A 12264-nucleotide genomic window follows, 5' to 3' on the forward strand; every position below is an offset into this window, starting at 1 on the left:
ATGATCGCGCTTATCCAGCGAGTGCGGCGCGCGGACGTGCGCGTCGGCGAACGCGTGACCGGCGCGATCGACGCGGGCCTGCTCGCGCTCGTCTGCGCCGAACGCGGCGACACAGAAGCCGCCGCCGACAAGCTGCTCGCGAAGATGCTGGCGTACCGCGTGTTCAGCGACGCGGGGGGCAAGATGAATCTCTCCGTGCAGAACATCGACGGCGCGGGGCGCGCGGGCGGCGTGCTGCTGGTATCGCAGTTCACGCTCGCCGCCGATACATCGAGCGGACTGCGCCCGAGCTTCACGCCGGCCGCGCCGCCCGACGAGGGCAAGCGGCTCTTCGATTACTTCGTCCGCGAAGCGCGGGCGAAGCATCCGATCGTCGAGACCGGCGAATTCGGCGGCGAGATGCAAGTGTCGCTCGTCAACGACGGGCCGGTCACGTTCTGGCTGCAGGTGCGGCCATGACGACGCAAGTCTTGTTCGTCCGCCACGGCGAAACCGATTGGAACCGCGTGAAGCGCATCCAGGGGCATATCGACATTCCGCTGTCCGCGCATGGCGTGCTGCAAGCTGAACAATTGGGCGCGCGTCTCGCGCGGGAAGGGCGGCTCGACGCCGTCTACACCAGCGATCTCCTACGCGCCCAACAGACCGCCCGCCCGTTCGCAGATGCGCTCGGTCTCGACCTCCGCTTGTCCGAAGGCTTGCGCGAACGCAACTACGGCGCGTTCCAGGGACACGACAGCGACGAAATCAGCGAGAAGTTTCCGGCCGAGTACGTCGAATGGCAGACGCGCGATCCCGGCTTCACGCCGCCCGGCGGCGAGTCGCTGCGCGTCTTCTATCACCGCGTGATCCACGCGATGGAGCCGATCGTCGCCGCGCATCCGGGCGGGCGTATCGCGTGCGTCGCGCACGGCGGCGTGCTCGACTGCATCTACCGATTCGCGATGAGACTGCCGCTCGACGCGCCGCGCAACTGGCCGCTGCTCAATTGCAGCGTCAACGTGGTCGATTACGACGGCGGCCATGCGACGGTGGTGTCATGGGGTGACGTGTCGCATCTCGTCACCGACACCGCCGACGACAGCCTGCGCAAGACAGCCTAGTCGTTCTTCTTTGCGGCAACTCGCAAGCGCGCACGCTTCGAGATGCCGTTGACGAGCGCCCAGCGAACGACGGGCGCCATCGCCCGCACGCCGGGCCGCGCAATGACTCGCCGCATCGGCGCAAGCGACGACAGCCCGAGCGTGTCCTGCGCCCAGTCGGGCAGCAAATCGACGCCCGCATTGAACACCAGCACGCGCGCCGGCTTCATGACCACGCTCGGCGTCGGCGCGTTCCTGAGCACGCGAATGACTTCCTGCGTGCGCTCGCTTGCATGCAGATGCGGGCGCATGGCGGCGAGATACGCGTCGACCTGCGCGCGCGTGGTCGGCACGTCGCGCGCGCCGAGCAGGCGGGCGACGAGCGCCGTTTCTTCGAAGTAGCGGTCCTGATCCGCCACGGACAGAGCGGGGTCCACGTAGCGCAGATAGCCCTCTAGAAAGCTCGTGACTTCGGCGACGTGGACCCAAGTCAGAAGCTCGGCATCGCTCGCGCGATACGGCCGGCCGTCGGGCGCGGTGCCTGTCACGCCGAGATGGATACGCTTCACGCGCTCGATCAACGCGAGCGCGTCTTGCCGGTTGCCGAACGTGGTTCCCGCGATGAAAGTCGCCGTGCGCCGCAGACGCCCGAGAATATCCGTGCGAAACGTCGAGTGATCCCACACGCCCGCGAGCGCCAGCGGATGCAGCGTCTGCAGCAACAGCGCGCTGATGCCACTCGTCATCATCGACGTGAAATCGGCGTGGACTTTCCAGCAGATGGTGTCCGGCCCGAAGAGGCCCGGGTCGCCCGGCGGCGACGTGTAATCGAGCGTCGGTCCGCTGCCGGTCGTGAGATTCGTGATGCCGCGTGCGATCGACGACCGCACGCGCGTGACCAACGTTGCCTGATCCGACATGCGCTAGCCGTTGTTCGCGTCCCAAAGATCGCGGATCGGGCCGCCATCCGGCGCGGCGATGCCGAAGTGCCGATACGTCAGCAAGGTCGCGACGCGCCCGCGCGGCGTGCGCTGCAAATAACCTTGCTGGATCAGATACGGCTCCAGCACGTCTTCGATCGTGTCGCGCTCTTCGCCGATGGCCGCCGCGAGGTTATCGACGCCGACCGGCCCGCCGTCGAACTTGTGCAGGATCGCTTCGAGCAGCTTGCGGTCCATCAGGTCGAAGCCGACCGGATCGACGTCCAGCATCTTGAGCGCGGCATCCGCCACTTCTGCCGTGATGCTGCCGTTCGCCTTCACTTCCGCGTAGTCGCGCACGCGGCGCAGCAGCCGGTTCGCGATACGCGGCGTGCCGCGCGATCGCCGCGCGATCTCCAGCGCGCCTTCGGGCACGATGTCCGCCTTCAGCAGCGACGCCGAGCGCGACACGATACGCGCGAGCTCGTTCGCGTTGTAGAACTCCAGCCGCGACACGATACCGAAGCGGTCGCGCAGCGGATTGGTCAGCATGCCCGCGCGCGTGGTCGCGCCGACGAGCGTAAACGGCTGTAGATCCAGCTTCACGCTGCGCGCGGCCGGCCCTTCGCCGATCATGATGTCGATCTGATAATCCTCGAGCGCCGGATACAGAATTTCCTCGACGACAGGCGACAGCCGATGAATCTCGTCGATGAACAGCACGTCGTTCGCTTCGAGATTGGTGAGCAGCGCGGCGAGGTCGCCTGCGCGCTCCAGCACCGGGCCCGACGTCTGCCGCAGATTCACGCCCATTTCCCGCGCGATGATATGCGCGAGCGTCGTCTTGCCGAGACCCGGCGGACCGAAGAGCAGCACATGATCCAGCGCTTCCGAACGCCGCTTGGCCGCTTCGATGAAGATTTCGAGCTGCCCGCGCACCTTTTCCTGCCCCACGTATTCGTCGAGCTGGCGCGGTCGCAACGCGCGCTCGAAGGCTTCTTCGTTCGGCGAGACGGGCGTGGCCGAGATGATGCGTTCGGCGGCGAGTTTGTCGGTTTCGATCATGGGTCGATTGTACAGCGAGCCTTCTCGCCGCGAACCTGGCCGAACGGCCTAGTGGCGCGCAACGCCGAGCGCCCGCACACTCAGGCTTTCGAGAGCGCCTTCAACGCGAGCTTGATGCCTTCCGAGACGCCCGTTCCCGCCGGCACGTTCTTGATGGCGGCGAGCGCTTCCTTCTCGGAATAGCCGAGCGCGAGCAGCGCGTTGAGAATGTCGGACGCATGGTCGGACTGCGAAGCCGCGCTCGCCATTGCGCCGAGATCGGCGCCGAGCTTGCCCTTCAGTTCGAGCAGCAAGCGTTCGGCCGTCTTCTTGCCGATGCCCGGCACGCGCGTCAAGCGCGCGGAGTCTTGCGTCGTCACGGTCTGCGCGAGCTCCTGCACGCTCATGCCGGAAAGCACCGCGAGCGCCATGCGCGCGCCGATGCCGCTGATCTTTAACAATTCGCGAAACGTCGCGCGTTCCTGCGACGTGAGAAAGCCGTAGAGCAAATGCGCGTCCTCGCGCACGATCATCTGCGTGAGCAGCACGACCTTCTCGCCGGCATTCGGCAGGTTGTAGAACGTGCTCATCGGCACGTCGATTTCATAGCCGACGCCGTTGCAGTCGACGAGCAGGTGCGGCGGATTTTTTTCCAGCAGAACGCCGGCAATGCGACCAATCATGTTTGCGTTATCGAATGGAGAGATTTAGCCGATGAGTCTGCCGCGCCGCACGCGCAAGCCCTTCTTCGCGAGCGACGGCGCAATGCCGCCGAGCGTGGCGAGCCCCGTGCCGCCGTGCGCGTGACAGATGGCCATGCCGAGCGCGTCGGCGGCGTCGGTACTCGGCACGCCCGACAGATTGAGCAGACGCACGACCATCTGCTGCATCTGCTCCTTGGTCGCGCGTCCGTAGCCGACGACTGCCTGCTTCAATTGCAGCGCGGTGTATTCGGCGACCGGCACGCCGCTCGCGACGAGTCCGCAAATGGCCGCGCCGCGCGCCTGCCCGAGCAGCAGCGTCGATTGCGGATTGACGTTGACGAAGACCTTCTCGATGGCCGCCTGATCCGGGTTGTGCTGCCGGATCAGCGTCGAGATGCCGTCGAAGATGGTGTTCAGGCGCGAAGGCAAATCGGCGTCGGCCGTCTTGATGACGCCGCTCGTCACATAGTTGAGCGAGTGCCCCGCCATGTCGATGATGCCGAAGCCCGTCACGCGCAGGCCGGGGTCGATGCCTAGGATTCTCATTCGTTCGCGATGCGGCTCGTCCAAAGTGAAATGGCCTGCTTGCGCGACTCGACGCGCAAACAGGCCAATACTAAATGAACTCGGCGCAATTAATGGCGGAAATGGCGCGTGCCGGTGAGGATCATCGCGACATTGTGCTCGTCGGCGGCGGCGACCACTTCGTCGTCGCGCATGGAGCCGCCCGGCTGGATCACGCAGGTCGCGCCCGCGTTCACCACCACGTCGAGGCCGTCGCGGAACGGGAAGAACGCATCCGATGCGACCGCCGAGCCGTTAAGCGAGAGTCCTGCGTTCTGCGCCTTGATACCCGCGATGCGCGCCGAATCCACGCGGCTCATCTGGCCCGCGCCGACGCCGAGCGTCATGCCGCCGCCGCAGAACACGATCGCGTTCGACTTCACGAACTTCGCCACGCGCCACGCGAACATCAGATCGTCCATTTCCTTCGGCGTCGGATGGCGCTTGGTCACGACGCGCAGTTCATGCGGCTGCACGTTCTTCGAATCGAGCGACTGAACCAGCAGACCGCCGCCCACGCGCTTCAGGTCGAATGCGTTGTGGCCGTCGCCGAGCGCGATTTGCAAGAGGCGCACGTTCTGCTTCGCGGCGAACACGGCGCGCGCGGCTTCGCTGAACGAAGGCGCGATCAGCACTTCGACGAACTGCTTCGCCACGGCCTGCGCCGCCGCTTCGTCCACTTCGCGATTGAACGCGATGATGCCGCCGAACGCCGAAGTCGGATCGGTCTGGAACGCCTTCGAGTAAGCCTCGTGCGCGTTTGCGCCGATGGCGACGCCGCACGGATTCGCGTGCTTGATGATGACGCACGCGGGCGCGTCGAAGGTCTTCACGCATTCCCACGCGGCGTCCGAATCCGCGATGTTGTTGTACGAGAGTTCCTTGCCCTGCAACTGCTCGTAGTTGGCGAGCGCGCCGGCAGGCACCGAAAGATCGCGGTAGAACGCCGCGCTTTGATGCGGATTTTCGCCATAGCGCAAGTCCTGCACTTTCTCGAACGCGAGATTGAACGTGGCGGGGTAGGTGTTGCGCTCGCTATGCTGAAGCGTTTCGGTGAGGCTCGTCAGATAGTTGGTGATCGCGCCGTCGTACTGCGCGGTGTGCGCGAAGACCTTGGTCGCGAGCCGAAAGTTCGTCGCATAGCCGACGCTGTTGTTGTTCGCGCGCATCTCGTCGAGCACGGCGGCGTAGTCGGCCGGATCGACGATCACGGTCACATCGCGATGATTCTTCGCCGCCGAGCGCAGCATGGTCGGCCCGCCGATGTCGATGTTCTCGATGGCGTCTTCGAGCGAACACTGTTCCTTGGCGACCGTCTGCACGAACGGATACAGATTGACGACGAGCAGGTCGATCGTCGGAATGTCGTGCTTCTCCAGCGCGGCCATGTGCTCGGGCAGATCGCGGCGGGCGAGAATGCCGCCGTGCACCTTCGGATGCAGCGTCTTCACGCGCCCATCCAGCATTTCCGGGAAGCCGGTGTAGTCGGCGACTTCGGTCACGGGCAGTCCCGCGTCCGCGAGCAGTTTCGCCGTGCCGCCGGTCGAGAGAAGCCGGACGCCGAGCTGCGAGAGCGATTGGGCAAATTCGACGATGCCGGACTTGTCGGAAACCGAGATGAGCGCTTGCTTGATCATGATGAACACTGAAACCAGAAAGGATAACCAGGCCGGACGCGAGGCGCGCGCCTCGTCCGAAGAATCAAATCAATCCGTGCTGCTGAAGTTTCTTCCGTAGCGTGTTGCGGTTGATGCCGAGGTATTCGGCCGCGAGCGACTGATTGCCGCCCGCCTGCGCGAGCACCACTTCGAGCATCGGTTTCTCCACGCACGAAATCACCATGTCGTACACGTCGTGCGGGTTCGAGCCGTCCAGGTCCTGAAAGTAGCTGTCGAGGCTCTGGCGGACGCATTGTTCGATGTTATGTCTGCTCATGCGGCGATTCGTCGGTCTGTGTTGTTCTGTTCGCCGCACGATTCTTCATCGGCCGCTTCGTCGGCGTCCGCGGCCTCATCTACATAGACGAGACGGTCTGACAGCGCCTTTTGCGCGTCGAAGAATTCGTTCACAGCGAACAATTGTTCTTTGGTCGTGTCGAGCGTATTCATCCGGTGCCGGAAGGTGTTGGCCCCGGAAAGGCCGCGAGTGTACCAGCCGATGTGCTTGCGCGCAGTCCGGACGCCCGTGAATTCGCCGTAGAAGGCGTAGTGATCTTCGAGGTGCTCGTTCATCACCTGCTGGATCTCGTCGATGCGCGGCGGCGGCATGCGCTCGCCCGTCGCAAGGAAGTGCTCGATCTCGCGGAAGAGCCACGGCCGGCCCTGCGCCGCGCGGCCGATCATGATGGCGTCCGCGCCGGTTCCCGCGAGCACGTCGCGCGCTTTTTCGGGCGTCGTGATGTCCCCGTTCGCGACGACCGGGATCTTCACCGACGCCTTCACGGCCGCGATGGTCTCGTACTCCGCGTCGCCCTTATACAAGTCGGCGCGCGTGCGTCCGTGCACGGTCAGCATGGCGATGCCGGCATTCTCGGCAATGCGCGCGATGGTCAGCGCATTCTTGTTCTCGCGATTCCACCCCGTGCGAATCTTGAGCGTCACGGGCACCGCGTCCGGGCCGACGCCGACCGCCTGCACGACCGCCTCGACGATGCGCGCGACCAGCGGTTCGTTCTGCAAGAGCGCCGATCCCGCCGCGACGTTGCACACCTTCTTGGCCGGGCAGCCCATGTTGATGTCGATGATCTGCGCGCCGTTCGCGACGTTGTGACGCGCGGCTTCGGCAAGCATCTGCGGGTCCGCGCCCGCGATCTGCACGGCAATGGGCTCGACCTCGCCCGCATGGTTCGCGCGGCGCATGGTCTTTTCGCTCTTCCACAACTGCGCGTTGGACGCGACCATCTCCGAGACCGCGTAGCCCGCGCCCATGCGCTTGCACAACTGGCGGAACGGCCGGTCGGTGACGCCTGCCATCGGAGCGACGAACAGGTTATTGCGCAGAACGTGTGAACCGATGATGGGCATGAAGTCGGGGCACCGGGCGGGCGAACGTTCGACAATGAGCGCCGTGTCGCGTCAGACGGATGCAGAAATGCGGAAGGGAAACGCGTATTTTAACGCTAAGCGACTGCTGAAATTAAGAGCAATCGCGTGCAAGTGTTTAAATCTTCTGTGAAAGCAGACGCGGCCATAGAGGATAAGTCGCGCGTCTGCCACACAAGTCGCCCACGTTCAGCGTCGCTGGCCGAACATCATCTGCCGCGCGAGCGCCGTTTTGAGCGGCGGCAGGAATTCGAGCGCGGTCAGCGCCAGCCCGCGCGCGGCGGCGAGGGGCGCGAAATCCACCGTGAAGATGCGGGCGAGCGTATCCGTCGCGCCGATGGTGAAGCGGCGGTCGAGCGCGCGCCGCTGTGCAAAGTGCGCGAGCGCGAGCGGGCGCGGTCCGTCGGTCGAAAGGGCGTCGCAGAGCGCCTGAGCGTCGCGCAGCCCGAGGTTCAGGCCCTGGCCCGCCACCGGATGCAACGTCTGCGCCGCGTTGCCGATAGCAACCGTGCGCCGGTCGACCAGCGCGTTGAGCGCCGTCAGCCCGAGCGGGTACGCCGCCCGCCCGACGATGCGCGTGAAGCGCCCCATGCGCGAGCCGAACGCGACGCCGAGTTCGGCAAGCAAGGCGTCGTCGTCGAGCTGCATGCGTCGCGCGGCTTCGTCGGGCGAGCAGCACCAGACGAGCGAGTAATCCGCGTGACGCTGGCCGCCGCAGGGCAGAAGCGCAATCGGGCCTTGATTCGTGAAGCGTTCCCACGCGACGTTGGCTTGCGGGTCCGACACGCTCACCGTGCCGACGATGGCCGTCTGCCCGTAGTCGCGTGCCCGGCGCTGCGTGGAGACTGCGACATCGCGCGGACCTTGCTGATAGAGCCCGCCTTCTGCGTTGACGAGCACGCGCACCCGGATCGTGCGCTCGACGCCGCCCGATTGCAGTGGCAGCGTCACGCTTTCGTTGTCCTGCAAGGGCGGCAAGGCGGACGTATCGGTGAGCCAATCGACTTTCGTCGCGCGCACGGCCTTCGCGAGCGCGCCGACGAGCGAGCCGTAGCGCACCACGTAACCCAGCTCCGGCAAGTCGTGTTCGTCGTGCTCGATCAGCGTGCGCCCGAAATGCCCGCGCTGCGATACGTGAATGCGGCGGATCGGCGTGACGTCGGCGGGAAAGCCGAGCGGCTGGAGCATCACGCGGCTGCCGTGCGAAAGCGCGAGCGAGCGCGGATCGTTCGCGGCGGCTTCGGGCGTGCGCGCGTCGATCAGCGCGATGGAAAGCCGCGAGGTCGCGCTGCGCCGCGCGAGCCAGCCGGCGAGCGCGAGCCCGACCGGACCCGCGCCGACGATGGCGATGTCGTAATCGAAATGCGGTTGCGTGATGGCGTCGCTCATGTCGTGAGATTCAATGGCTGATGGATTCGCGCATGAGCGCCTCGATTTCGTCGGCGGCGACGGGGACTTCGCGCGTCAGCAGCTCGCAGCCGCCGGGCGTGACGAGCGCGTCGTCTTCGATTCGGATGCCTGTGTTCCAGTAGCGCTCGGGCACGTCCTCGGCGGCGCGCACGTACAGGCCCGGCTCGATGGTCAGCACGTTGCCGGCAACGAGCGTACGCCAGGGACGCGCGCCTTGCGCGTCGCGCGGGCCGTCCGCTTCCCGATACTCGCCCGCGTCGTGCACATCCATGCCGAGCCAGTGGCCGGTGCGATGCATGTAGAAGCGCGCGTAGGCGCGTTCGGCGATGACGTTCTCCACGCCGCCGAACTTCGCTCTATCGAGGATGCCGGTGTCGAGCAGACCTTGGCACAGCACTTCGAGCGCGGCCTGATGCGGCGCGTCGAAGCTCACGCCGGCACGCGTCGCGTCGATGGCGGCGGACTGCGCGGCGAGCACGATGTCATAGAGCTCGCGCTGCGCCGGCGTAAAACGGCCGCTTGCCGGGAACGTGCGCGTGATGTCGGAGGCGTAGCCGTCCAGTTCGCATGCGGCGTCGATCAGGACAAGGTCGCCGTCGCGCAGAACCGCATTGCCCGCCGGGTAATGCAGCACGCACGCATTCGCGCCTGTAGCCACGATGGAGCCGTACGCGGGCGCTTGCGCGCCGTGCCGCCGGAAGGTGTAGAGCAGTTCCGCTTCGAGTTCGTATTCGCGCATGCCAGGGCGGCAAGCGTGCATCGCGCGGCGGTGCGCCTCGGCGGAGATGGATGCCGCGCGGCGCATGATCGCGATCTCGTGCGGGTCCTTCACCATCCGCATTTCGTCGATGATCGGCAACAGATGCTGCGCCCGCGTGGGCGCGCGCACGCCGCTGCGGCTTTGCGCACGCACGGCGTCGAGCCAGCCGCGAACCTTGGCGTCGAGTTCAGCCGATGTGCCGAGCGCGTAGAACAGCGCGGGCTGGTCGGCGAGAAGGCGCGGCATATGTTCGTCGAGCGCGCCGATGGCGAAGGCGGCATCGAAACCGAACGCCTCGGCGGCGGCTTCCGGGCCGTAGCGAAAGCCTTCCCATGTTTCGCGCTCGGGGTTCTTCTCGCGGCAGAACAGGATAGACGCGGGCTCGCCATCCCGCGCGCTCGCGTTCAGCACGAGCGTCGCCTCGGGTTCGCTGAAGCCCGTCAGGTAATAGAAGTAGCTGTCGTGGCGGAACGGATAGTCCGTGTCGCGATTGCGCATGACTTCGGGCGCGGTCGAGAGCACGGCGAGCCCGCCGCCCTGCGCGCGCAACTGCGCGAGCACGCGCTCGCGGCGGCTGCGGTAGATATCGACGGCGATCGGGCTGACATCTTCGGTAAATGAGTTCATGCGCCGATTGTAGCGCCGGCCTACAAGCTGCGCGAATAGGCCATTCGGCCTAGTAGTCGCACGTCATGGGACGCGGCATACTCGCTCGAAAGCGGTCGAGCTCCCTGCGCAGCGCCTACTCTTCCGCCCGGTTGCGCACGCTGCCCGCCACGAGGTCGAAGCGGAACAGCCGGCATTCGAGCGCGCCGTTGAAAAGCGGCGTCTTCGTCGATTCCCGCAGCCGCAGCATGCCGGGCAGCTTGCGGTCGGACGTGAGCACATAGGCGCGCCAGCCGGGGAAGCGTTGCTTGAGCGCGTTGCCGAACGAGACGAAGAACTCGGTGTCGGCTGGATCGGGCTGAGCGCGGGCGAATGCGTCGTCATCCTCGCGGCGCGAACGAGCCGTGTCGCGGATTTCGCCGCGCGGGCCGCGTCCGCGCACTTCGATACGTTCGCCATACGGCGGATTCGCGACGAGGATGCCGGGCGCGTCGGTGGGCGGCGTCATGTTGCGGGCGTCCACCTGCTTGAGCGAGAGTTCCGGCACGCCGGCGCGGCTGAGGTTCGCGCGCGCCTTGTCGAGCATGTCGCCGGAGATGTCGCTGCCGAAGATGTTGATGTCCTTCGCGTTGGCGCGCGCCGCGCGCTTCGCTTCCATCGCGGCGTTCTTGAGCTTTTGCCACATGCCCGGATGGAACGGCTTCAGCTTCTCGAAGCCGAAGCGTCGCTCGCTGCCCGGCGCGATGTTGAGCGCGGTCTGCGCGGCCTCGGCGAGGAAGGTGCCGCTACCGCACATCGGATCGAAGAGCGGCGTGCCGGGCGTCCATCCGGTCAGGCGCAGAATGCCGGCGGCGAGATTTTCCCGCAGGGGCGCCGCGCCCTTGTCGAGCCGCCAGCCGCGTTTGAAGAGCGGTTCGCCGGACGTGTCCAGATAGAGCGTGCACTCGTTCATGGTGAGGAACGCGAACACGCGTACGTCGGGCTGCGCCGTATCGATGCTCGGGCGCGCGCCGCTCAGATCGCGCAGGCGGTCGCACACGGCGTCTTTCACGCGCAGCGTCGTGAATTCGAGGCTCTTGAGCGGCGATTTGATTGCGGTCAGATCGACGCGCATGGTCTGGCTCGGCGTGAACCACTGTTCCCATCGCTGCCGATGCGTCAGTTCGTAGATATCGTGCTCGTTGCGATACGGGCCGTGCGCGATCTTAAGCAACACGCGGCTCGCGATGCGCGAGTGCAGGTTCGCCGCCATGCCCGCGACCCAGCCGCCCCGGAAGTGCACGCCGCCCGGCACTTGCGCGCCGACCTTGAGCGGACCGCTTCCCGAGAGCGGCGCGGTGCTGACGTGTCGTTCCCCGATCTCGGCAAGCTCGGCGGCGAGCGGCGCTTCGAGACCGCGCGGGCAGGGGACAAACCAGTCGAAAAGAGGGGAGGACATGTGGGGCGGTTGCGGGGTTCAAAGGCGGTATTGTACGCGGGGAACTTCGAAAGGCTGTGCGCTAGAATCTGCCGCCGCGTCGTTTCGGGGCCGCGCCGGGCTAGCGGGTGGCAACGTCTCGTTCTGCTTCGGCACAGACGTTCAGTGAGTGCATTTGCCACCCTATTTGAAAATGGTCAACTGGGCATATTTCCCGAGATCCGACAAAGCGACGCGTCTTGCCGTCGGCGTGGTCCAGGCGTTCGAAGAAGTTCATTCGTCGATTGCTTCGGATCAACATACTCTTCCGAGCAACGGCGTTCTGGCCTACGTTGCTGCGCCTCTTGCAGAACTGGGCTTCGCCGTCGAGGCAGGGAAAAAGCACGCGGACAAGATTCGCGTTCCCGTCTTATATGGAAACAACGGACGAGTCGCCAAGGCATTCGAAGCGGATGCCTATCATGCGGACGAACGGTTCGTTGTCGAAGTCGAGGCCGGACGTGGAGTGGCCAACAACCAGTTCCTTAAGGACCTCTTTCAAGCTTGCATGATGGATGACGTCGACTATCTGGCGATTGCGGTCCGGAACGTCTACGTTGCCGCGGGCGTGACGAACCCGGACTTCGACCGCGTCGTCACGTTCTTCGATACTCTCTTTGCGAGCAACCGAATGCGGCTTCCTCTGAAGGGTATCTTGATCGTTGGCTATTGAATGG

At 65.5% G+C, this 12264-nt stretch carries 13 protein-coding genes; 3 read left to right on the forward strand and 10 right to left on the reverse strand.

Features of this window, described 5'->3' with window-relative positions; all coding sequences use genetic code 11:
- On the forward strand, positions 1-459 hold the full coding sequence (gene dtd, locus NCR34_RS02525) for a D-aminoacyl-tRNA deacylase (RefSeq protein WP_248321172.1): 459 nt from the start codon (positions 1-3) through the stop codon (positions 457-459).
- Entirely contained in the window at positions 456-1103 is a 648-nt protein-coding gene (locus NCR34_RS02530) for a histidine phosphatase family protein (RefSeq protein ID WP_248321173.1), read from the forward strand. The genes dtd and NCR34_RS02530 overlap by 4 nt, the downstream gene beginning before the upstream one ends.
- Here NCR34_RS02530 and NCR34_RS02535 read toward each other — a convergent pair.
- The 10 genes from NCR34_RS02535 to NCR34_RS02580 all read right to left on the reverse strand — a co-directional run bounded on the left by NCR34_RS02535 (position 1100) and on the right by NCR34_RS02580 (position 11569).
- Entirely contained in the window at positions 1100-2002 is a 903-nt protein-coding gene (locus NCR34_RS02535; RefSeq protein ID WP_248321174.1) for an oxygenase MpaB family protein, read from the reverse strand. The two genes, NCR34_RS02530 and NCR34_RS02535, sit on opposite strands and share 4 nt — an antisense overlap.
- 3 nt (positions 2003-2005) lie before the next feature.
- Positions 2006-3067, reverse strand: a complete 1062-nt coding sequence (gene ruvB, locus NCR34_RS02540; RefSeq protein ID WP_175939449.1) for a Holliday junction branch migration DNA helicase RuvB — start codon at positions 3065-3067, stop codon at positions 2006-2008.
- Positions 3068-3147: 80 nt separating this feature from the next.
- Positions 3148-3729: a Holliday junction branch migration protein RuvA gene (gene ruvA / locus NCR34_RS02545; protein ID WP_159835236.1), complete on the reverse strand. Its 582-nt coding sequence runs from the start codon at positions 3727-3729 to the stop codon at positions 3148-3150.
- A 24-nt stretch (positions 3730-3753) separates the two neighbouring features.
- Complete coding sequence (gene ruvC, locus NCR34_RS02550) at positions 3754-4296, reverse strand: crossover junction endodeoxyribonuclease RuvC (RefSeq protein ID WP_175939451.1); 543 nt, start codon at positions 4294-4296, stop codon at positions 3754-3756.
- An 89-nt stretch (positions 4297-4385) separates the two neighbouring features.
- On the reverse strand, positions 4386-5951 hold the full coding sequence (gene purH / locus NCR34_RS02555; RefSeq protein WP_250499023.1) for a bifunctional phosphoribosylaminoimidazolecarboxamide formyltransferase/IMP cyclohydrolase: 1566 nt from the start codon (positions 5949-5951) through the stop codon (positions 4386-4388).
- A gap of 64 nt (positions 5952-6015) precedes the next feature.
- The gene (locus NCR34_RS02560) at positions 6016-6249 is read right to left on the reverse strand and encodes a Fis family transcriptional regulator (protein WP_175939453.1); all 234 of its coding nucleotides are present in this window, start codon (positions 6247-6249) and stop codon (positions 6016-6018) included.
- Positions 6246-7337, reverse strand: coding sequence for a tRNA dihydrouridine synthase DusB (dusB, locus tag NCR34_RS02565; RefSeq protein ID WP_250499024.1), 1092 nt, complete (start codon positions 7335-7337; stop codon positions 6246-6248). The genes NCR34_RS02560 and dusB overlap by 4 nt, the downstream gene beginning before the upstream one ends.
- 207 nt (positions 7338-7544) lie before the next feature.
- On the reverse strand, positions 7545-8744 hold the full coding sequence (locus tag NCR34_RS02570) for a UbiH/UbiF/VisC/COQ6 family ubiquinone biosynthesis hydroxylase (protein WP_248321180.1): 1200 nt from the start codon (positions 8742-8744) through the stop codon (positions 7545-7547).
- 10 nt (positions 8745-8754) lie between these two features.
- The gene (locus tag NCR34_RS02575) at positions 8755-10152 is read right to left on the reverse strand and encodes an aminopeptidase P N-terminal domain-containing protein (protein ID WP_248321182.1); all 1398 of its coding nucleotides are present in this window, start codon (positions 10150-10152) and stop codon (positions 8755-8757) included.
- 115 nt (positions 10153-10267) lie between these two features.
- Entirely contained in the window at positions 10268-11569 is a 1302-nt protein-coding gene (locus NCR34_RS02580; RefSeq protein ID WP_248321184.1) for a THUMP domain-containing class I SAM-dependent RNA methyltransferase, read from the reverse strand.
- A gap of 172 nt (positions 11570-11741) precedes the next feature.
- Between NCR34_RS02580 and NCR34_RS02585 the strand changes: the two genes are divergently transcribed.
- Entirely contained in the window at positions 11742-12260 is a 519-nt protein-coding gene (locus NCR34_RS02585) for a hypothetical protein (protein WP_250499025.1), read from the forward strand.
- Positions 12261-12264: the final 4 nt, after the last annotated feature.

Origin of the sequence: Caballeronia sp. GAWG1-5s-s (genome assembly GCF_023631445.1) — a bacterium.
Classification (GTDB): domain Bacteria; phylum Pseudomonadota; class Gammaproteobacteria; order Burkholderiales; family Burkholderiaceae; genus Caballeronia.